The 23,111-nt window shown below is 40.3% G+C and carries 17 protein-coding genes; 7 read left to right on the top strand and 10 right to left on the bottom strand.

Features of this window, described 5'->3' with window-relative positions; genetic code table 11:
* Nucleotides 1–232: 232 nt before the first annotated feature.
* A complete protein-coding gene (locus tag JF50_RS15925) occupies nt 233–3,514 on the top strand; it encodes a TonB-dependent receptor (RefSeq protein WP_039610409.1) in 3,282 nt (1,093 codons plus the stop codon).
* An 88-nt stretch (nt 3,515–3,602) separates the two neighbouring features.
* On the opposite strand, the gene JF50_RS15920 is transcribed toward JF50_RS15925, so the two are convergent.
* The 4 genes from JF50_RS15920 to JF50_RS15905 all read right to left on the bottom strand — a co-directional run bounded on the left by JF50_RS15920 (nt 3,603) and on the right by JF50_RS15905 (nt 6,876).
* Entirely contained in the window at nt 3,603–4,211 is a 609-nt protein-coding gene (locus JF50_RS15920; RefSeq protein ID WP_039610408.1) for a hypothetical protein, read from the bottom strand.
* A gap of 193 nt (nt 4,212–4,404) precedes the next feature.
* On the bottom strand, nt 4,405–5,058 hold the full coding sequence (locus JF50_RS15915) for a hypothetical protein (protein WP_039610407.1): 654 nt from the start codon (nt 5,056–5,058) through the stop codon (nt 4,405–4,407).
* Nucleotides 5,059–5,250: 192 nt separating this feature from the next.
* Nucleotides 5,251–5,718: a hypothetical protein gene (locus JF50_RS15910; RefSeq protein ID WP_039610406.1), complete on the bottom strand. Its 468-nt coding sequence runs from the start codon at nt 5,716–5,718 to the stop codon at nt 5,251–5,253.
* A gap of 51 nt (nt 5,719–5,769) precedes the next feature.
* Nucleotides 5,770–6,876, bottom strand: coding sequence for a M35 family metallo-endopeptidase (locus tag JF50_RS15905; protein ID WP_039610405.1), 1,107 nt, complete (start codon nt 6,874–6,876; stop codon nt 5,770–5,772).
* 381 nt (nt 6,877–7,257) lie between these two features.
* On the opposite strand from JF50_RS15905, the gene JF50_RS15900 reads away from it, so the two are divergent.
* On the top strand, nt 7,258–9,216 hold the full coding sequence (locus JF50_RS15900; RefSeq protein ID WP_152614563.1) for a methyl-accepting chemotaxis protein: 1,959 nt from the start codon (nt 7,258–7,260) through the stop codon (nt 9,214–9,216).
* 179 nt (nt 9,217–9,395) lie between these two features.
* Here the strand turns inward: JF50_RS15900 and JF50_RS15895 are convergent, their stop codons facing one another.
* The 4 genes from JF50_RS15895 to JF50_RS15880 all read right to left on the bottom strand — a co-directional run bounded on the left by JF50_RS15895 (nt 9,396) and on the right by JF50_RS15880 (nt 15,650).
* Nucleotides 9,396–9,983, bottom strand: a complete 588-nt coding sequence (locus JF50_RS15895; RefSeq protein ID WP_039610403.1) for a pentapeptide repeat-containing protein — start codon at nt 9,981–9,983, stop codon at nt 9,396–9,398.
* Nucleotides 9,984–10,248: 265 nt separating this feature from the next.
* Complete coding sequence (locus tag JF50_RS15890) at nt 10,249–11,859, bottom strand: alkaline phosphatase (protein ID WP_052262361.1); 1,611 nt, start codon at nt 11,857–11,859, stop codon at nt 10,249–10,251.
* Between the two features lie 22 nt (nt 11,860–11,881).
* Nucleotides 11,882–12,937, bottom strand: coding sequence for an alkaline phosphatase D family protein (locus JF50_RS15885; RefSeq protein ID WP_052262360.1), 1,056 nt, complete (start codon nt 12,935–12,937; stop codon nt 11,882–11,884).
* A 361-nt stretch (nt 12,938–13,298) separates the two neighbouring features.
* Nucleotides 13,299–15,650: a TonB-dependent receptor domain-containing protein gene (locus JF50_RS15880; protein ID WP_039610402.1), complete on the bottom strand. Its 2,352-nt coding sequence runs from the start codon at nt 15,648–15,650 to the stop codon at nt 13,299–13,301.
* Between the two features lie 208 nt (nt 15,651–15,858).
* Between JF50_RS15880 and JF50_RS15875 the strand changes: the two genes are divergently transcribed.
* Together JF50_RS15875 and JF50_RS15870 are read left to right on the top strand one after the other, a co-directional pair.
* A complete protein-coding gene (locus JF50_RS15875) occupies nt 15,859–16,572 on the top strand; it encodes a UTRA domain-containing protein (protein WP_052262359.1) in 714 nt (237 codons plus the stop codon).
* Nucleotides 16,573–16,684: 112 nt separating this feature from the next.
* Nucleotides 16,685–17,992, top strand: a complete 1,308-nt coding sequence (locus JF50_RS15870; RefSeq protein WP_039610401.1) for a DUF5690 family protein — start codon at nt 16,685–16,687, stop codon at nt 17,990–17,992.
* A gap of 66 nt (nt 17,993–18,058) precedes the next feature.
* On the opposite strand, the gene JF50_RS15865 is transcribed toward JF50_RS15870, so the two are convergent.
* Nucleotides 18,059–19,102 carry a fibrinogen-like YCDxxxxGGGW domain-containing protein gene (locus JF50_RS15865; RefSeq protein ID WP_039610400.1) on the bottom strand — a complete coding sequence of 348 codons (1,044 nt, stop codon included), beginning with the start codon at nt 19,100–19,102 and terminating at the stop codon, nt 18,059–18,061.
* A 487-nt stretch (nt 19,103–19,589) separates the two neighbouring features.
* Here JF50_RS15865 and JF50_RS15860 point away from each other — a divergent pair, with 487 nt between their 5' ends.
* Together JF50_RS15860 and JF50_RS15855 are read left to right on the top strand one after the other, a co-directional pair.
* Complete coding sequence (locus JF50_RS15860) at nt 19,590–20,363, top strand: hypothetical protein (RefSeq protein WP_039610399.1); 774 nt, start codon at nt 19,590–19,592, stop codon at nt 20,361–20,363.
* A 549-nt stretch (nt 20,364–20,912) separates the two neighbouring features.
* Nucleotides 20,913–21,464, top strand: a complete 552-nt coding sequence (locus JF50_RS15855; RefSeq protein ID WP_039610398.1) for a hypothetical protein — start codon at nt 20,913–20,915, stop codon at nt 21,462–21,464.
* Between the two features lie 77 nt (nt 21,465–21,541).
* Here JF50_RS15855 and def read toward each other — a convergent pair whose 3' ends face one another.
* Nucleotides 21,542–22,090, bottom strand: coding sequence for a peptide deformylase (gene def, locus JF50_RS15850; protein ID WP_039610397.1), 549 nt, complete (start codon nt 22,088–22,090; stop codon nt 21,542–21,544).
* Nucleotides 22,091–22,618: 528 nt separating this feature from the next.
* On the opposite strand from def, the gene JF50_RS27395 reads away from it, so the two are divergent.
* Nucleotides 22,619–22,759 (top strand): hypothetical protein, encoded by a 141-nt coding sequence (locus JF50_RS27395; RefSeq protein ID WP_196766434.1) that lies wholly within the window; start codon nt 22,619–22,621, stop codon nt 22,757–22,759.
* Nucleotides 22,760–23,111: the final 352 nt, after the last annotated feature.

The raw sequence follows: 23,111 nt of genomic DNA, 5'->3' as shown, positions 1-23,111 counted from the left end.
CTGTTCATCGTGGTCAATCAACTTTTGGGTATAAGTATAACTATAAGCAGTAACCCTATCTCTTGAACTTCAACTCACCAAACCCAAGTTAGCCTCCTTGCGGAAGCTCGCTTTTTTTTGGTCTGAAAACAAAGATAGGAAAGCAGTATTTGACTAACTAAAAGATAAAAATCAGTTAGTTAGTTCAGTAAATTTAAAATTGTAACAACCTAAACACACGGGAAACAACACAATGAAAAACGTTCGCTTATCGAAAGTGGCCGGCGCCTTAGCACTTGCTATTGGTGTGTCAACCAGTGCATTCGCTGCTGACACGTCATCTGCAATGCGTGGTAAGATTACGACTCCAAATGGTGACGCTGCCGCTAACGTTAAAGTTACGGTTATTCACGAGCCAACAGGCACAGTTAACACATTCACAACCAATGACTCAGGTGCGTTTATCGCAAAAGGTCTTCGAGTTGGTGGTCCTTACCGAGTAGTTATTGACTCTGACACCTATTCAGATGCAGAACTAAACGGTATCTCACTGAAACTAGGTGATACGCATCGCATCGCAACACAGCTAGAGCCACTACAAACAATCGAAAAGATTCAGGTAAGCGGTTATAAACTAGTACAACAAGCGGGTGGTTCAAGCAGTGTATTTGGTGAAGACACCATTAATAACGTACCTAGCTTTAACAACGATATCAAAGACGTTGCACGTCTTAACCCACTTGCGAGCATCAATGGTAACGGCGAATTAACCATTGCTGGTAATAACCCAAGAACAAACGGCTTGACGGTTGATGGCATCGGTCAAAACGATGACTTTGGTTTGAATTTTGGCGGTTACCCAACAGCTCAGCCACCAGTTGCACTTGATGCGATTGAACAGATCTCTGTAGATAGCTCTCCTTTCTCAGCGAAAAAAGGCAACTTCGGTGGTGGTACTATCAACGCCGTAACTAAGTCAGGTTCTAACGAATTTACTTTCTCTGGCTTTTACGAGACAAGTACACCTAGCCTAGCTGGCAAAGTAGATAACATCTCTGAAGCTAAATATAAAGAGCATGTTAAAGACGAAAGCGGTGAGATCATTCACTATGCAGGCTCTAACATTCTAGATGAAGATGGTCACAAAACTTTCGAAGTTTCAAGCACAGATCCGATTGAAACAGAAGCAAGAATGGGCTTTAACACTGGTGGTGCAATCATCAAAGACGAGCTATTTTTCTTCGTGAACTACACCTCTTGGAAACAAGAGCGAGAAATGGACTATGGTTTTGATGGTTCAGGTACTTCACATGAATTTGATATTTCTGAGCAAGATTACAATAGATTCAATAGCATCTTAAACGACACTTACGGTCTTCAAGACGAGCTTGGTGGCGATCCAGAGAATACAAGTGACAGCCTACTTGTTAAACTTAGCTGGAACATCAGTGATCTGCACCGTGCAGACTTTACTTACCAGTGGCAAGACGAAGAAAGTGACAAAGGTTATGCAACGGGTGGTAGCACCATCACTATGGCTTCAAGCCGCTATCAATATGTAACAAAGTTCAACAACTTTGCGACAAAACTATATTCAGATTGGTCTGATGACTTCTCGACAGAAATTGGCTTTGCTTATAAAGATGTTTCAAACAACAGCCTTACAAATTCTGATCTAGGTCAAATTGAAGTTTATCTAAATAATAGCGACCGTGGTGAGTCTATCCAGTTTGGTCGTGATGATATTCGTCACATCAACGTATCTGAGACTGAAACGTACGCTTTCACATTCGATGCGACATACTTAATGGGCGATCACGAGATCAACTTTGGTGCTCAACTTGAAAGCAAGCGTCTTTACAACCTATTTGGTCAAAACTCAAAAGGTACTTGGAAGTTCGGAAGTCTTGATGATTTTGAAAGCAAGAAGCTTTACCAAAACAGATGGGACGACTATCAGTTCTCATACATGAATGCATATTCAAACAATGTAAACGATTTAGCGTATGATGCAACACGCGAGCAACTTGCTCTTTATGTTGAAGATAAGTTCTATCTAACGGATGATTTGGAAATCACAGCAGGTGTTCGATATGAGCGTCTATCATCAGGTGATGAGCCAAACCTGAACGAAAACTTCCTTCAGACCTATGGCTACACTAACCAAGAAAACTTAGACGGTGCAGACATCATCCTTCCGCGTATTGGCTTTAAGTTCTACGCAACGGATGCACTCACCATTAACGGTGGTATTGGTCGCTTCCAAGGTGGTATCCCTAACGTTTGGTTTAACAACCCATTCCAAAAAGATGGCATCACGCAGGTTGTTGCAAATCAAGATGACATCAATGCCTACTTTGCCAATGTAGAGCAAGTTGATATCACGCGAGTGCCAGAGGGTATTCAAACAACGCTTACTCAAGGCGCAGGTAACACAGCTTATACAGATCCAAACTTCAAACTACCTTCAAGCATCCGTGCTCAGATTGGCTTCGAATATGAATTCGATTCAGCGCTTTTAGGTGATGGCTTCAAATGGTCTGCTGAACTTGCATACCAAAACAAGCAAGACGAAGCTGTTTGGCACAATACGGCTATTCGCCCAATGATGGAAAACGGTGAAGTTGTTCGTTCAGACACTGGCCGTGTTATCTATGAAAGCATTTATGCAGATGACCCAGCACGTAAAGATAACCACGACATCATGATGACAAACTCAGATCTTGATGCACGTTCAATCATCTTCTCAACAGCACTTGCTAAAGAATTTGAGAACGGTCTTTATGTATCAGTAAGTTATACTCATCAAGACGTGGAAGACATTGCACCTGGTAGCGCTTCACAAGCTGAAGGTAACTACAAGCATGCAACTACACACAGCCGTAACGTAGACTTAGTTGGCCGTGGTCACTATGAAGTTGAACACAGCTTAAAGCTAAACTTACGTTACCAAACTGAGTTCTTCGAAGGTTATGCATCGAAGTTCAACATGTTCTTCGAGCGCCGTTCAGGCCGTCCATTTAGCTACACAATGGGCTCATACAATGATGGTGATTTTGGTGATACGCGCGGTCTAGACAGAACGTCAGCTTACCTTGCTTATATTCCAACAGGTCCTGATGACGCAAACGTAGATTGGAATGAATCTAAGTTATCGTGGAATGAGTTAGAAGCACTTCTTAACAGAGCTGGTATTTCTGAGCGTGGCCAATTACTTGACCGTAACACAGGTACTCAACCTTGGGTTACTACAATGGATGTAAGCTTCAGACAAGAAATTCCAGGCATTTATAAAGAGCACAAAGGTGAAGTTTACTTCATGATTGAGAACTTCGCGAACCTGCTTAACAGTGACTGGGGTGTTGAGAAGAGACTTGGATACAGCGACCAAAAACTTTATGATTTTGGTGGTTTAGAGGACGGTAAACTGGTTATCGATCCACGTTACCAAGGTTCAGACGTTCGTAACTACTCTCAGATCACCAAAGGTGCATCTGCGTGGCAAGCTAAAATTGGTATCCGCTACTCTTTCTAATAGCGTGACTATATAGTAATTCAAAGGCCAACACATGTTGGCCTTTTTCTTTTGACCATAAAAACTATGTCAGATTAACAAGATATGATTATTTCACAGGCAAAACTTCAGCACATCCAACACGTTTTTGTTCATGCTTTATAAATTCAGTCATTCGATTGACATTAAAAGGTAAATGCTCGATAGGCTCATTCCCTTCAGGATATGACTTGGTTCTTGCAAGTAATGCATTTGCCAACGCTTCACACTCTTTGTCCTTTTCACCTAAAGCGTAATATGCTGTCGATAGACTCATATACAACTGAGTCTGTAAGTCATAATTGACCTCAGATCCGTTATAAGATAGTGCTTTCAAAATGTGTTCAGTCGCATGTTGATATCTATTTTCATAAGTTCCGCCGGGGTCATGAAAGCCCCAGAGGCTAAAAAACTTTTTATGCTTGGTAAGCAACGGCGATACATAAAAGTGTCCATAGTATTTATGGGCAACAACCAAACATTCGTTATTTTGAATTTGATTACAATACTCAATCACCCGATTAAGATTATAATCAATTCGACCTGGGGTAACGCCCTTTTTTAACAGACGAGCTGCGTTGAAAATATCCTTATCAGCTTTAGCCTGATCATATGTTGCTTCGCAACCACTCAATATTGTAGCCACCACGGCTATTGATAAAGTTGTTTTTATACTCATTATTTCTCTACTATCCTTGGTCCTACTGACGCTGCAGCAAAACGCATCATTTGATACCTTGATTTTATCTACTGGGCATCAAAGTTATTTGGCGTAATTGGAAAGGGTTGTATTTATCCTTACAGAAAGACTCTGTTAGCCATTTAATAATTGGCACTCAATAGTGGCAACTTTGATACTAACGACGCAGTTTTTAGTCTTGGGTAATGAATTTTTCACACCCTGCTCTTTGCTTTTGATGTGCTATAAAATCACTCAGTCGCTCAAAACTCAGAGGTACTTTTTCAACTGATATATCATCATTCGGGTAAGCTTTAAAGTGAAATACCAAGCTTTTATCCAGTGCATCACATTCTTTAGCAGCGTCTGCAATTAAGTAATAACTTAAAGATAATTGAATATAAAGCAGTGCAATGGCTTCATGCTCTTTTGTGCTATCCAGAAAGTTGATTGCTTTTTCAAAATGCTTGGCTGAGTAATGGAATTTATTTTCATAAGTGACATTTGGCTCTAAAAAGCCATTTTTTAAGTAATAGTCTTGCTCTGCGATGACTCTTTTAGAACGATACAGGTGGCCATAATATTGATGTGCTGCAGATAAACAGGCTTTGTCTTCCTCTTTAGTACATAACTTAACCGCATTTTGGAGGCGAATCTCATTATTTACCGGGTTTCCTGAGCGCTCTATTGATTGACGAATATTATCAAGGTCAGCATAGACATGAAATAAATCGAGGGTACTGCTACACCCATTCAACAGCAGAAAAAAAACACACACCACTAGAGTGCGTACAGGGTTGGTTATTTTGATAAACTGATGAATTGGTTTGGTCGTTCTAAAAGACATAATAAGCACTTGATAAAAAAAACTGCGCCATTGTATGTCAGAATTAGCAATATTGGGTACCAAAACAAAATGACTATAACTTTAAATGCTCAATTTAAATACACGTAGGTTGTAATTTACACATTCTTTAAACTATGCACAGACTATAAAACCACCGTCAATAAAGAACGTATTAATTACTAGTATATAACCTCATCTTGGCATTAGGTTAATTGAGCAATATGCCTCTAGCTTATCTGGGTGCACTAAATTATTTTGATAAGTGATTTTAAGCGGCGCCTCAACATCAATCTCATACACCTGTGCTAAATCTATGGTCGTCGCTTTTGTTTCTTTGGGTAAAAAGGTAACGTAATCATCTTCATCTGCAGCAGAGCGTTTAGCCATCGGCCCCAAATAATCAAGCCGCTCACCGCTTTGCTCAACGAGTAGAAACTTACTCCACCACCCCTCAAATGGCGTATGCCATATTAATACCCGCACTGAACTATCAGATAAGTTAGTAAACCTAAACTCAACAGGGTACTTCATATCTGGAAAGGGGGTACTCGCATACGCGATAGAACAGTCAAAATTGCTATTTATATCTGTATTTGGGGTATTATCTTTGCACCCTGTTATAAAGAGTGACGCTATCAAGCACATCCATTGTTTTTTCATATATTCTAGGGCACGACGGTGCGCACCCTACTCCGTTGATACTAATTACGATTAATTTTGATAAGGGGTATTTTCAGCAAAATATTCGTAACTGTCAGCATTTTCGATTGCTTTTTTAACATCTGATGATGCTAACTGCTTTGCACCGCTGTGTCCATAGGCATGGTCATCAGTGCCAGCAACGGCGTTAAAGTGACTGACTTCATGAATAATGGTACCGGCTTGAGAATCTGTGCCAGTGCGTGGTGCACCCCAAAACGCGCCGCAAAAATAGATTTTATATGGCTGCGAAGGGTAAACGTATGCAAAAGTACCTGAGCTTGTGCAACTACAGTCAAATGACAAAGGCTTATTTTTAATCGCGTCGGTGGTCGCTGTGAAGTTCTCCTCAACACGCTCGTGCGCTTTGGTTAACCACAAAAATCCGACTCTTACGGTTGGATCACCAAACCAAGTTGTGTAGCGCGCCGAATTCTCTAGTTGACTTGTACTTCTGCCAGTCAAGTAGCTCGTCGCATTTGCCGACATCGTTTTTGCACTGCTCCACGCAGAGTTTATCGTAGACTTTTGACTGTTACTACAAGATGCATAACTTGTGGCTGCGAACACAGAATTGGTGTGCAATTGGTCGTTTTCAAAAACTTGTACTTCACCATCTAACCAAGTTACCGCAGTATTAGATTTAAGTTCATTTACTTTGCGAGGGATCGATTTGCTAGTGGCAATCTGAAAATCAGCATTTCGGTACAAATGCACAGACTCCGCATTGTAGCTTATCTCATATTGACCAGGTGCAGAAAAGTCATACAGCGCTGACAACTCCACTTTATAGCTAATACTCTCGCCTGGTAAAATCTCAATATAATCTTTTTCATTAGGCGCCCTACGTTTATAAAGTGCACCTAAGTAACTAACCTCTTTTCCGTCACGTTTAACAGTAAATAAATCTCCTGAAATCCCTTCTTCAGCAGTCGCCCACTTTAGTAAATTAACAGGTTTGTTTTCATGGTTAGTTAATTCCAACTCTACATGTACGTCACCATCAGTACTATGAATTTGCTGAGCAAAATGCAAAGTAGCACTCACATTTTGAGCATTAGCAAAACAAGATAATAATATGGCACTCGACACACAAGATAATTTAATAATTCGCATCATAACAATTTTCCTTTTTTAATATGCAACTCTAAGATAGATCAAAATTTAATCTAAAATCAACATCAAATTAACCCAATATCCATTTCCTCGTAATTTTATATGCAGTTTAATTGCAGTATTCCTCGCTATGTTAAACTAACTCAAACCAGAGAATAGGTATAAAATACACTCAACCATGACGACACTAATCGTTCCAATTTTAATCAAAATTTTTAACTAAAATATAAGATAACCATTGGATGAAATAATTTATATAATCATTTATCGTAATGAAATACTTAATTATTAAGTTTATAATTGCGCTAAACACACCAATTAGATGGTTCCAATTTGAAGCTTTACCAAAAACTATACCTATCATTTGCTTCTGTCGTAAGTTTAATGTTCATCAGCAGTGTCATTATATGGACTACATCTCAAACTCTCACTGATACCCAAACCGAAATAGAAACAGATGATGTGCCTGGTGTTATTTACTACATGCAGTTAAATACAACACTAGCGGAAATCGAGACTAACTTGTTGAGCTATCTTGCAGGTGAAGAAAGCAGTAAACACGAATTTCACAAAGCACATAAACGGTTTAATTTAGTACTATCTGACCTAAAACCTCTTGAGTCTGCAACAATCAGTGATAGAGACAAAATGCAAAAAATTACGGATTTATCTCAAGCCATTAAAAACCAAGTAAACACGCATGTATTCAATGTATTTAAACCGTCAATGCAAAAATCTGCATTCTCGATGGTAGACCAATTAGAAAATCAACAAGCAGCTCAATTATCAAGACTGCTCAACCGACTGAAACAAGAAGAGTTTGATGACGCAATGAGATCTGGTGATATTCAAGAAACTTTGGCGGATGACTTACCTGGGGTAAAGCTCTACTTTGATCTCTTTAACACTCAGGCAATGATGATCGCATCTTTGACTGAATACGTGACAGGAGAGCTGGATGAAAAGGCTTCGTTTGAACAGGCATCCATTCAGTTTAAAAACCACTTAAACGCATTACGACCACTTGAAAAGAGAAACCAAGAAATCCGTGATTTGGCACAAGTTGAACAGTTGTTTAAAGCCATATACCAAGGTGCCCAATCTGTCTTTGAACAATATGATCCAAGCGCTTCAGAGCAGGCAAAACAGATAATTAGACAACTTAGGGGCACCCACTTTAAAGAACTGAAAACCATATTAAATCGCTCTACTGACGAAGAAAAGAGCGATAGCTTAAGTGCGTTAACCACCCTGTCCGAAGGTATGTCATTGATGGGCAACGTCATTGTTATCGCTACATTCATTGCAGCACTGCTAAGCATGTTGATTGCGTACAAACTAAGCAACTCAATTAATCAAAGGCTTAACACGCTGTTGACCGTATCCAAGCGCACCGCTGATGGAGACATTTCTACGCCTAAACTTGAGCCTAAAGGAAAAGACGAAATTGATGAGTTAGCACACGCGTCTAACGATATGACAAGTTCTTTAAACAACTTAATCTCACAAATAGGACAGCTAGCTGGTTTGGTGAATGTGGCATCTGAAGAAATTGCGCGTTCAAACGACAGTATTTCAACACGCAGTCAAGCGAGCTCAGAGCAGTCAACATTAATTGCCACAGCGATAGAAGAAATGAGTACCAGTATCGCAGATGTCGCAAGGCAAAGCCAAGATGCCAATACACAAGCCAGTCAGGCTAAAGAACTTGCATTACAAGGCGGAAAAGTTGTCGATCAGACTATTTCGGAAATTGATGATGCCTCACAGGCGGTGCAAAAAACCTCTGAACAAGTCATCAATCTAGGTGAACTGGGTGCACAAATTGAAGAAGTCATGGGTGTTATCAGTAGTATTGCTGAACAAACCAACCTACTTGCACTCAATGCAGCTATTGAAGCAGCGCGAGCTGGCGAGCAAGGCCGAGGGTTCTCTGTCGTTGCAGATGAAGTACGAACACTCGCAGAGCGAACATCGCAGGCAACGAATCAAATAGTTGAGACAGTGCAAACAATCCAGCAACAGACAACACACGCTGTGAATGCCATGCAAAGCAGTGTGGATAAAGTGTCAGGGTGTGTTCATTCAGCGCAGCAAGCAGGCAACTCACTATATGCAATTGTAGACAGCGCAACGAGTATTGCGGACATGGTTCAATCTATTGCAACAGCGACAGAGGAACAGTCCGTCGTTTCGAGAGAAATGGCACTAGAGGTTGTAAAAATAGAAGAAAGTAGTAAATCTACGTATGATGATACCCAATTAGCTTCGGTTGAAGCGAATAAGCTCTCTGAGCAGGCACACGCTTTATCAAGCTCTATTGGTCAGTTTAAAGTGCGATAGCCTTAACATTGCATTGCATTGCATTGCATTGAAAAAACTGCGGTATTTTTTACCGCAGTTGCACCTTTCCATAAAAAATAAAAGTGACCTCAATCTGGTCGACCCGCAAGTTCCAAACTGGCCTTACTCCACTGTGACGCTAATTGATGAGGCCTTTATTTGGCCGTTGACCAAAAAAATTATACCAGTTCAACTTCTAGGCAATTGAGCAACCGAGTCGCTTCAAAACGGTCAAATTTAGCTTTATTGATTGTATTGCTAAATATATCGATATCGAAGCCAGTGGCATTTGAAAAGTCTGCGGCAGACAAATTAGTGCTAGAAAACATCGATCCGGCAAACTCACTGTCTCTAAAGCTTGCTCTTGCAAAATCTCCATCTCTGAAATCTACGCCACGCACGACACTGCGCTCTATGACACAACCTTGCAGCTGCAAGCCATAGAAAGAACTGTCGTTTAACATGCAATCGTAAAACTTAATTGGCGCGCTGAGCATTAATCTCGGCCAAGCCGCTTTAGTCCAGTCAATGCCAATTGCTTTAGAATCACGAAAGATCACGTCGGAAAACTGGCTATAGTGCATTTTAGCAAGGCTTAAATTGCACTTAATAAACTCACAATCAATAAATTTACAGCTGCGAAAACTCGTTTCTGACAAGTTACAGCCTATAAAAGTACAGCCTTCAAATTCTTTGGATATGAATTCATCTGTAGAGAAATCTTCACCTTCAAATGTATTTGACCAGAACTCACTGTGTTCATGCATACTCAATTTACTTCCTTTTTAATTTGCTCGACTCGTGTGTATTCTAACTTCAAAAGTTAAATTTTGTCCTATAAATGAAAAAATAGATTTTTGCTGAGGGTTCCCCTAAGTGATTAAAGGTCTTTAACGATCAGGAAACCTACCCGCTCCCAATGATTCAAATGAGTTGGATACACTCAGCTAAACTCTCGTAGCCCCAACATTTATTGGGGCCGTTTAATCTCTCTTTCGTTAAATGATTATCCAAACAAAAATCTGACCTTATTTATTGCACAGTGAGAACTTGCTGCATTTTCTTGCCAAGCTCAACATGAGTATGAAGCCCACTAAACTGTTCAATGGCATGAGACGGGCCTAAAACGAATACACCTACGGGTGTATGCGTGTGGGTACCAGTCGACCACACAATATTTTGTTTAGCAGACAGCGCTCTGCCAATCAGGTTTAAAGGACGCTCGTTAAGATAAACATAAAAGGGGGAAAAATCATTTATCTTGCCAGCAATTTTAACGCCTAAGCTTTTATGTCCTCGTTTGAAAAACGCATTTTTCTGCTCTGCTAAAATAGCATGAGCATCTGTGTTATCTATTTTGAATTCACTGTTTTGATTAACCGTTTGCACTAACTGTTCTGCTACAGGGTGAGCTTTGCCTCCCTTAGCAGCTTTCCACATCGCAGCATAGCTTCGCTTTTGCAAATAAAGCTTGTCTAATATCGCAAGTTCCCCAAAATTATAATTTGGTTTATATACGTCGCGATTTAAATTATTGAGCTGTTCTGCTTGCGGTAAGTCCACCCCACTATAACTAAAACCAAATCCACCCGTTTCATGGTCAGCGGTGACAATCACAACGGTGTCATCTCTGTCTTTAGCCCAGCGCAAAACCACATCAACAGCGCTATCAAACTTTAGCATCTCATGCAATAAGGTGCCTGCATCATTGTTATGACCGGCCCAGTCAATTTGCCCACCTTCTACCATTAAAAAGAACCCTTGTGGATTTTTTGATAGCTTATTGATGGCCACTTCCGTCATGTCACGTAAACTAGGCTGTCCTAAATAGCGCTTATGAGTCGCTTCAATGCCATCTACCATCGCACTATTAGCAAACAAGCCCAATAGACGGTCGCTTTGTGCCTCTTGAAGTTGGCTTTGATTAAACACTAATTCATAACCCTGGTTTTCGGCTTGTTGCAAAATGTTTTTGCTATCTCGTCGTTTTGACTTTAGTGATAAATCACTGTCTGCCAGCTTGGCCTCAAAAGCTGCGGGTTTCGCCGGCAACATATAAGCTTTGGGTATAAAATGACGTAGTCCGCCAGATAGCATAACGTCGACTGAATCACTACGTACCATTTGCTCCGCGATGGCATTTTCTAAAGAGCGGTGAATTTGATGTGACGCAAAAGCCGCTGGTGTTGCATGCGTCAATCGTGTATCAGAAACTAACCCCGTCGATTTACCGAGTGCTTTTGCTTGTTGCAAAATAGTCGGCACTTTGTCTCCCGCACGATTTAACCCTATCATCTCACTCCCCGATGCCACGCCTGTCGCCAATTGAGTTGCCGAGCACGCAGAATCGACCACCAATTTATCAGCAGGTCCATGCAGAGATAACCCTGTCACGCCTAGATTGGCCAGTTTAGCGATTGCGCTACTTTTACCTTGATAAACTGACTGCGGAGCCCGAGTCGCATATTCTTCCAGCAAACCGACTTGCTGTGGGCCCATGCCATCCCCGATCAATAAGATAACGTTTTTGATTTGTGGCGATGTTTTCGTTTCATCGTACCCGTTGCTTTCAATCAGTTTGCATCCACAAAGACTCAATGGCAAAACAACAAACAACGATAATAATTTTTTAAATCCTGACATCTTTTAGGTTCCCATTCACCAGCTATTTAAATTGCAACGAAGAAAGCGGCATGCTTTGCAGGTGCGTGATATCTCCTTGAATATCTTTTAGCCCAAATTGAATATGTGGGTCAGCTTGTTGCCAATTAATTTCTATAAATCCATAATTAACTTGCGCTGTGTACGCGCCAACTCGGTGGCGATTAGGGCTCACGTCTTTCCACTTTTGTGTCAAACCTGAGCTCGTGATCTCCCAAAGCGGATAACCATGCTCAGTTTCGTATCTAGATAACTCTCCCCAATGCGTGTCACCACTGATCATTATGACACCGCCAATTTTATGCTTTTTAATAAAGTCGAATAATCGTTGGCGATCAGCTGGAAAATTTGCCCAGCTTTCCCACCCTGTGAAATCTGGAATGAGCTGTAAGCTTGAAGCGATTATCTTAACCTTTGCTGGTTTTAAAAGTTCTTTCTCAAGCCACTTCCACTGTGCTTCACCTAACATGGAGACCTTGTGATCAACAGGCCTATAAGGTCCTTTATTGTTAAAAAAACTGCCAACCCAGTAGCTTAAATGACCAATTGAATTAAGTTCAGGTCTATTCCAACGTAAGTCAGGCAGGATCACTTGCACACTTTGATGCTGCTCGCCAAACATATAAGCAGTATAAATGCCGGACAGTCGAGTCCGCCTTGGACTATTTTCCGGCTCTTGCCAAAAATCCAGCATGATCTGACGAGACTGCTCTTTGAATGGGTACTCTTTGCCTGCGTCATTCTCTCCGTAATCATGATCGTCCCAAATAGCGATGGTCGGTGTAGTTGAGCGCAGTGTTTTAAACCCCTCTTTATTTCCCAGCTTTTGATACTTGGCGGCTAATTCAGTCATATTTTCAGTGTCGCCATATACATTATCGCCAAGGAACACGAACAGGTCCGATTGCTCTGTGTTAATGGCATCAAAAATCGGAATATCTTTATCTTGGTGACTGCAAGAACCAAATAAAATTTTATCAATGGATCCCGTCGCTTGAGCATTGGCCGCTAAACAACCCAAGACAAATAGAGTAAATAATAGTGAGCGTTTGAAATTCATAAGTTAATGACCTCAAATTAGCACTACCTAGCAGTGATACACGTCATGAGAATAAATCGTACAGACGCAAGTCAGATTTAGCTTTAAGCAAAAAAGCTCCCACGCTGAGTAGGTAGTTACTTATATTAAGTTGATTTCTAAAATGTGTTTTTCATTGCTTAAAAAGAGCTAAGTAGCCAGGGGGAAGGAAAGTACTTAGCTCTTGTGCGGCATAGTGTTTTAGAACAGGTTGTGCAGTGATATCCATGCTTACGCGGTACACACAACCCCAGCACCTATCAACAACTATCAATTTCCTTTCTTACCGCAGTAATGGACAAAAGAGATGACGAATGTGTTTTATCATCCGTCACCAATAAGGTTAAAAACGAGTTTGGAAATTAATAGCGGCAGTGCGTGGTGCACCAATCCAACCGCCCCAACCGCCTGCAACACTACCAATATAACTTTCATCAAATAGGTTGTTCACTGTTAAGCGGATTGAGGCACCTTTTAGCGCGCCAACTTCTTCTAAATCTACAGCAACATACAAATCGCTTACCGCATAAGCATCAATACGTTGAGTATTATCTGCATCCATCCAACGCTCACCAATCCACTTAGTAGATAGACCTGCTGAATAAATATCTGATTGCCAATCAAGTGACAATACCGCCATGTCTTCTACAGAACCAAATACAGTGTTACCGGCTTTGATATCTACAGTGCCATCTGTGTACTCTGAGTCATTACTGGTATATGACATATACACAGACAGAGATTGCGTTGGATAATATGTTAGTGACGCTTCAACACCTGATGATTCGATACCACCTGTATTGATGTACTGGCCGCTAGTACCAACCAGATAATCGTTACCAGATGCAGATTCAGGTGCGACAAATGTCAAACGGTTCTGAAAGTCAATGCTATAAAGGGTGATGCTGGCATCGAAATCGCTATTGTCATAACGGATACCAAAGTCCATGTTTTCAGCCGTTTCTGGTTCGATGTTACCAAGGGCTGATGCATCAGCTTCTAGTACTTGGTCTTTAATTGCCGCAAAGTTTTCAGCGTAACCGGCAAATACTTCTAAGCCTTCAACTGGCGTATACCAAACAGCACCCGCAGATAGCAATGTATCTGAATCAGAATTAACTGACTTATTGGTATTTGTGAATTTGTCATGGCTATCTAAATCAACTAAGTACTTTTTCACGCCTGCACGTAATGTTACCGTATCCATCTCAATTGAGTCTTCAAGGTATAACATGGTTGTTTCTACTGGGTATGTACGATCGTACTGTATCCAATATGGGTTGTGGTCAAAGTCAAAGCTGCTTTTTGAGTCTATGATTTTGTGCCAATCACGGTACTCTGAGCGCTCGTAATCTTCATACCAGATCCCCCCACGCAAGACGTTGTTGTAGTCGCCAATCTTGGTCTCCCAAGTAAGATCTGCATTGATGCCAAAACGCTCTTTTTCATAGTGGCTGTTACGGTATGAACCCACTGGGCGTGCGCTCGCTTCATAACAATTTGGATCATATTCAGCGTCAGCACCACCATAAGGGAAAGTAATTGAGCTTTCACAGCCATTCATTGGTTGAAGTGATTTACCATCTGCATCAACAAAATAAATCTTACCTAGAGAGCTTCCGCCTTGATACGTTGTACCAGACACGAGCTCAGAATGGCCATTAGCGCCATCATGATTCACATCTACAATATAAGGTGGTACCCAGTCACCACGGCCTTGGTTTTTATGAAAATACGCATTTGCGGTGACTTCTACTTCGCCAAACATAGTGTCCACTTCGATGTAACCAAATAAGTTTTCACGCAGTGTTGACCAACCACGACGATACACCTGATCAATATAAGGAACACCTGTCCACTCACCAGTTAAACCATCTGACTCTGGATTTTGTTTGAAGCTTTCCAAAGAAACACGCTGATAGTTATCTTCATGGACGTCGTCATAAGAAAGATACGCAGTGATCTCCAAGTCACTGTCCATACCTTTTACAAACTTAGCAGCAAAGTGGTCACGTGTATTTTCTGCTGTGCCAGTGATCCAGTCGCTATTGCTTGAATTTGAATAACTCAACCAACCAAAGGTATCATCCATGACTTCGCCAGTTTCAATGCGCATATAGTATTTTTGAGCATCGAAGTTTGCCAATGACACACTTGCAACAATCCCCTGCTCTGTACTTGGGTCTATTGTCGTAAAGTTTAACGTACCACCAAGTGCTTCGTTAGAACGAGAACCGATATCTGCCGTACCTTGAGACACTTCAACCGCCATTAGGTTTTCAGTATCGATATAACGGTTTGCCTTAGCACCTCCACCATAGTTTGAATTACCGTTTGAGATACCATCAATAGTAATACCAACTTGTTGCTCATCTAGGCTTAATTGGAAACCCCGAATTGACACTGTTGTTGACCAATCGTCAGAACCAAATGTATCACCCTCGTTGATAAGCACACCAGGTAAATTGTCGATCATCGCCATCGCACTGGTCATGGATGACTGTTGCTTAAACATTTCTTCAGAAGTTGCGTTATTCGCGTAAGAAACACTTTTACCAACAACCATAATCTCTTCGATTTGCTGGTCTGCTTTTGCTTGGTCATCTTCTGCAAAAGCCGGTGCCGATAAAGCGGCTGCAACCGCCATTGCCAGCATGGATATTTTTGTAGAGCCTGTAGAGTATAGAGTTTTCATTATAATTCCCGAAAGTGATTGGTACATACCAAAATTACGAACGGGGCAAATCTTAATTCTGTATCATTACAGGGACTTTACAGAAATATGTAAGTTTAAAAACAATTGGTATGGACCAAAATTTATTAAGATGAGTTTCTATTTTGTTAAGTATGTTGTAATGTGATAACAATTAAATCATCAACACACTGCGAAGAATAAGTCATCTATGAGCGACACCAGTTTTGCCTACGCCCAAGTAAGACAGGCTATTAGCCACCAAATTGTTGAACAAAAATTGACAGGCAGTTTGCCGTCAGAACGAGAGTTATGTGCCAAATATGATGTTGCTCGTTCTACATTAAGACAAGCACTTGGCCAGCTTGAAAATATGGGATTAATCTACAGGAAGAACCGAAGTGGGTGGTATGTTTGTCCTCGTAAACTAAAGTATGACCCTATGCAGCATACTTCTTTTTTACAATACACAACAGCTCAGGGCTTTCAACCAAGTACAAAGTTAGTCGAACAAAAAAAGCAAAAACCGTGTAAAGAAATCGCCAGCGCACTGACATTAGATGGTCGAACAAGCTTAACAAGCATACTACGTGTACGCTCAGTAGATGGTCGTGCAGTTGTGGTAGAGGAACTCAATTTTAGTAATAAACACTTGCCCAATATTGATAAACATGACTTGTCTTTATCCATTAGTGTGCTGCTGAAGAACACGTATCACCATCACAATGTATTATACGATATTTCCGTAGAGTCATGCTGTTTATTTAACCCTATTGCCCAGTACTTAAATACCTATGACGGTGCTTTAGGACTCAAAGTGACTCGAATTGTAAGAGATTTGGACGGCACCGCCTTCGAGTTTGACCGAGAATATTGGCGTCATGACGCATTGATGATAGAGAACAAAGCTAAGTTACACTTTTAGCAATAATAGCGTTGTAAAAAATCTGAAATATCGCCCAATTAAACTTTACATAAATTCAGATAAGCATAATTTTGGTCCGTACCAAAATTGAGCGTTCCAATATGAGTGTCAAATGTATTACAAATTGGGCAAACAAATCCAAAATCAACTGAATGCCAATACTTTCTTTTTCTGCTTATACGCCATTGTTACAGCATGCAGCACCTATGCATTGATGTATGGGTTTCGAAAGCCGATAGCAGTCGGTCTATATCAGGACACAGCTTGGTTAGGCCTATCTTTAAAAACGCTCTATTTAACGGCACAAATTCTGGGTTATGCGCTCTCTAAATTTATCGGCATTAAAGTGATCTCTGAGCTTCAAAGTCATGGCCGTGCCAAAGCCACCCTCGCTTTGGTTTTGTTTGCTTGGCTGGCGCTATTAGGGTTTGCTGTTTTCCCCGCTCCTTGGAATGCAGTATTTATGCTATTGAATGGGCTACCATTGGGCATGGTCTGGGGCATCGTATTCAGTTATCTAGAAGGTCGTCGAGTGACCGAAATACTCGCCGCAGGCCTTTGTACCAGCTTTATTCTTGCATCAGGCATGGTTAAAACAGTGGCCAGTATATTACTGCAAAATTATCACGTAAGTGAAATTTGGATGCCGTTTGTAACAGCTTCGATATTCTTGCCTTTTTTGTGTTTATCGGTATGGATGCTAGACCAACTTCCGCCACCCAGTCAGAGCGACATAGATCAGCGTTGTCAGCGCGTGCCAATGGATAACACAAGTCGTATTGAATTGCTCAAACTATTAGGTTTAGGGATCATTACGCTCATCGCAGGCTATATTTTGCTAACGATTCTACGCGACTTGCGCGACAGCTTTGCAGCAGATGTGTGGCAAGCGACTGGACTCAGCGGCGAACCTGTACTATTCACGCTCACAGAGTTACCCATTGCTTTAATTGTTTTAGTCATCATTGCGCTTCTCAAGCTAGTAAAAAATAATCATACCGCGATGATAATTAACCACCTATTGATATGCCTAGGTTTTGTTATCACACTGATTAGCTCGCTTGCATACGAACACAATAAGCTCGGCCCCATCAATTGGATGATTTTTAATGGTATTGGTTTATATTTAGCGTATGTACCATTCACCACTTCTTTATTTGAGCGGCTTATAGCGACATTTAACCGCCCTGCTAATGTTGGCTTTTTAACTTACCTTGCAGACTCATTTGGTTATTTAGGCACGGTCGGAGTCATGGTTTATCAAAGCGTAAATAATCACACGATTGATTGGAATATTTTTTTGCGAGATTTGAGCTATTTTACTGGCATGGTCGGTACTTTGTTAACGCTCTTTTCGCTCGGCTTTTTTTTGTATAAGGAGCGAAAAAACAATCAAAGTCCAAATACTGTAATTGCTTAAGTACATAGTAAAACCTGCAGTATTATAAATAACTATAATACTGCAGATTAATTATATGAGTTTGTATTATCTAACCCACAACAGGCCCCATCGAGTGCCATTTGCATGCGCATTATAACTACAACGTGCACTACCTTGAGCAGCAGGCAAATATAAGCCATGACCTAACCAACATGCGTGGTGGCTTGTATGAACATCACGTTGCCAGCCAATTACATTCATGTTGTTGCGATCAGGATTAATCAAACAATTTGTATACGTCGTGCCATTTGCTACATATCTTGTACGACAATCAGGTAACGGCGTTGTCGCTTGCTTTTCTTGTTGGTCTTTATAGCCCCATGTATAGCGGATCATATCTAGCTCAGCTTCGTTTAACGAAGATTGATACGCAGTACTTTTACAACCAGCAAAGTCACATGCAACTTGCTCTCTAATATCTCTAAATACACTCAGTGAGCCTTGGTATAATCCCGTTGCTGGATCTGTTGCCGTCACACCAGGCAAAGGATTGTATTCACTGATACGCTCTTTCCCACCTGGCTCAGTTCTCGCGTACGTACCTATTAGCGTCCACCCGCCTTCATCGGTATCCATGTCACAATAGGCGTCAAAGCTATCGTGTACACCTTCACCATCTGGGTCAATTGAATAAACACCCGAAGTCGCCTCAGGGTTTTCACTGAGAATTTCTGCACAACTTACCGGAACCTTAACCACATTAAGTTTAGGTCCTAATGTAAAGTCGCCCGAGTCGTTATTTGGGCCATACCAAGTACCTTGGTAACCTTCTTGCGAGCTACCCTGTCCAAGATAATAAAAACGTCTACCATCTTTAGAGATAGTAAATTGGACACGTTGAACAGTGCCAGATCCCAATTCAAATGTATTTGGGTGTTCGAACTCACCTTGAATAAGCGTAGACTCAGCAGCTACCAGATCTGTCGCACTGAATTTGTTGGCCAAAATCGTCATTTCTAACTTTTGGACATGCGCGTTAGAGGACTCAAGCACCCCATTTAAGTTTGTATCTGAAAATAACTCCCACTGCGCGCTTGCAGAGGCACCACAGGTTATGCTCGCCAATAATATAGCCGTTATTTTATTCATATTTTTCATCCTTATATTTTCACACCTATGATGACATAATAAATTCCATTTAGAATAATAATTTACCATCAAAAATAATTAAAAAAACTTTGCTGAACGTTAATAAATCACAAACAAAAAACAAAGCCAAATATAAACAATTGTTTATAAATGAAAATTCGATGTAGACATAATTCAGAGTAACAGATCGCATTCTTAAAATAGTGATTCACTTCCCATAAATTAAGTGTTCTCGATACCAATAATTAAGCTAGCATAGCACTGCTTTACTAAGGTCTTTGAGCTTAATGAATATCATTAAACACTGATTGAAGTTAAAAGAACATATATTTGTAACACTTGTAACTTTTCTTTATTTTAGAATTATTAGAGCGTCTACTATGTATCTTGTAGTCGTTTGTAAGTGCAATTCAACCTAAATAATTCACTTGCACTTGCAAGGACGATTAACACTCATAAATTACTGTAAAACTAACAAGGAAATACGATGAATTTACGTAAATTATCAATTGCTGCAGCGCTTCTAGGCAGTGTGATGACAGCCCAAGCACAAACAGTTACCTTTCAACTTGCAGCGACAAACGATGCTGGTGAACCCTCTAATCCAACATCAGCACCAGGCCAAAAAGCCTATTCTTTCGATATTGAAATGGCCTATGAATACGGCACCACAAAAAAATGCCGTATTAACTACAGCGAAAATAGCTGTGTATTAGAGGGAGTCAACAACGGAAATCATCTAGTAAGATACAAGTGGAATGGCCTTTTTGCTGGAAAGATGAGCCAAATGATCGCAGGTTGGATGAACGTAAACCTATACTCTCCTGCTAACGTTTTAATTCCATCTAGTAACGTTCATTTCTACATGGTAGATAACAAGCCTTATGATGGCTCGGTACAGATTTATGGCCGTACATCCTTTGAAGCAATGATGTATGGGTACGGAAGCTTACAAACCACTCAAAACTCAAACAACTTGGGCAACCATATCGCTACAATGGAGCGCTGGGATATGCAAAATGGTAAGAAGTTCCCAATGTTAGCTGGATGTATGAGCTTAGCTTTATTACCTAAGACGACCAATACCATCAAGCGTGTTACATACCCTCAACCAACCCTAGATACAGGCCCACAAACCACGCTATTGTGTGTCCCTGGTAATGACACTGATACTTACGTCGGTATTGACGCTGAGAAATTAAGAGTGACAAACATTTCTTCTGTAAAACCGGCTGAGTTATCGGCCACCAGTGCCAAATAACATACCTAAGTAATTCAAAAAAAGCGCATTATAAATGCGCTTTCACTACTCTATGCCCTCAAATGATTAAAGGTTTTCAAATACGCCTATAAATTATTCCGAGTTCACCCACATCATTACAATACTATAACCACATTGTGTCATTGGCCTTTCTCGGCAAATATGTGGCAGATATATCCGGAGCTTGAGATAATGCTGATGTTGTTAAACAGCTAATCATGATGACAATTAACCTAGTTCATCTATTTGCTTATGTGTCAGATTAATTTTCTCTCTAGGAATAAAGTTCAATTTACCATCCAAAGACGATTAAGCCTTAGCACCTTGAAAAAATAAATCAGCGTAACTTATAAAGACAGTGAAAGCATATATTCAATATAACAAACTGAGGTACTAGCTCGCATTTGATACAGGAAGCCTGATACAGGTTAATTATGATTAAGCCTTATAAAGTGTAATAAATGCTACAATAGTATTTGGCAAGCTAAAGGAAATAGCTTAGTGTTATTATGCTTTTAAATAAATCAATAAGTATATAAAAGGGAAATTATGAGAACTTCAATCGCTCTACTCATTGGACTAAGTGCCGGATTTAGTGTGAGTGCTTCAGCACAGTCTATTTCATACAACGCAACAGAATGTAGTCAAAGATATGTAAACGCAGGTCAAGAAACGCTTAAATATCGACACTTCTCAAATTCTAGCATTGAAAACACCACCAATAGAGACATACACGTATATTGTCCAATCAACTTAGATCAGAGTCGAACTCTTGATTCAGTGCATGCGTATTTTAATCTTGCAAGTAAACATCAGTTTTCAGATGCATCTTGTACCCTTGAAATTAGAGGAATGGCAAACCCTAGTGTAAAACTATCCACAACCGGTGGGGTTTTCGAACTCACATCTCGGCTGACAATGAGGCCTTCAGATGAATATGATGCCAATTTACAGTCCTATCAATCTACGTATCATAGCTTTGGTTCAGATGTCACAGCGTACATCAATTGTAAACTGCCTAGAGTGTCTGATGAGGCATTGGCTGGCTCTTATGGATTTACCAGAATGATGGGATATGTTGTAAATTACCAGCCCCAATAATCGATAAGATCTCTTTGTAGAGCACTAACAAAAATTACAAAATGACTAAAGCGTTCTCGTTGTGCTCTACTTTTCAGTTACGGCTTTGTTGCATAGTGCTGATACCAATAACTTTCACTTACCAAATCTTGATTAGAATCTAGCCTGTCGACAAACGTCAAACCATTCAGATGGTCCAGCTCATGTTGGAAAATCCGTGCGATAAAACCTTCATATACTGCTGTTTTCAATGTTCCAAGCTGATCCGTGTACCTAATCGTAATTTCTCTATGCCTGGGCACGAATCCTCGCATACTTGGCACACTCAAACATCCCTCCCAGTCTTTTTCTAATTCTGCACTGAAACCAGTAATTTCTGGGTTAATAATTGCAGTCGGTGCCATTAGAGGTGCATTTGGATATCGAGCATTGGGCTTTGAACACATGATGAAAATTCGTAAGCTTTGATATATCTGTGGTGCAGCAATACCCACACCACCAGCTTGCTCCACTGTCGCCATCATTTCTTTAATTAATGTTTGGCAATCTGGAGAAAGGATACTTTCGACTTCTTGTGCTCGTGCCTTCAAAATAGGGTGACCTAATTGAGCAATTTTACAATCATGAGTAGTGCTTTTTGGCTGCATGTAATACCTAACAAATGCACATTGATACATAGGCACTTACGCTATCAGATGTCAGAGCCGTCGCAAAGAGAAAATTATTGGTTTGGATAGCGCTATACGCAACGGACGATCGCACACAGGTTATTAATGCTAATTTTTTATTCACCAAGAGATAAAAAATCCTTTCTTTAACACTAAATCCACACTTTCACGAACACGAAAAGCCCAGCCAAGTTGACTATTAGACAAGGTAAGATGAGTAACCCCCAAAGTTTCAATATTTTCTAAATGTTCTGCACTTTCTAATTTAGTTTGACAAGCTTATCTTAGATCAATATATTGTATTCGCGAGTGAGCGGTGATTAGGACTATGTTTGCTTTCAATAGTTAAGCTAAATGGTCTTGAAATTATCAAAGCCTTAAATACGGTGAAAAATTATCTGTTACTTTCAGTGTAAGTAGATTCACATAGTAAGTAACACATTGTTTTTTATATCAAATAATTTGGAACATCGCTCTTCTTATTAATAGATAACGTGGAGTATAGTGATGGAACATTGGTCTGACTTTTTTCCTTATATTTTTATGGGGGTTAAAGTGATTGCATTGGGTATAGCAGGCTTTTTTGCCGTTAAGTGGCATTTCGATCAGGACAGAAAACTGAAAGAGAAGCAATCTAAAGAAAGCTAAGGAATGCGCTTTCACTAGTCAGTATTGATATATTTTTGTGTGCTCTTTAGTTTTTAACAGTGTTTTTTACACTAACCGTAGACAGTAAGAGCACAAAAATCAGTTGTTCTCACAGTTTTAATAGTGGGTTTTCCAAACACCTTTTTTCTGATACTACGTATTTAAATTCACTTAAATTAATAACTTTCCTCTGTTCGGTTAAGGCTTTGTAACCTACACACGGAACGGTCTACCTGACAACCTAACTTTTCTTCCTTTAATACATTCTCCAAGATTTTGCGTCTCGCTTAAGCTGGTAGTAAAAGAAAAGTTTTTGCATGCCCTTAACACAATAAATGAGCTTCAATAAAAG

Origin of the sequence: Pseudoalteromonas luteoviolacea (genome assembly GCF_000814765.1) — a bacterium.
Classification (GTDB): domain Bacteria; phylum Pseudomonadota; class Gammaproteobacteria; order Enterobacterales; family Alteromonadaceae; genus Pseudoalteromonas; species Pseudoalteromonas luteoviolacea_H.
The sequence above is the reverse complement of the archived record's forward strand: the minus strand, read 5'-3'. Positions and strand labels throughout refer to the sequence as shown.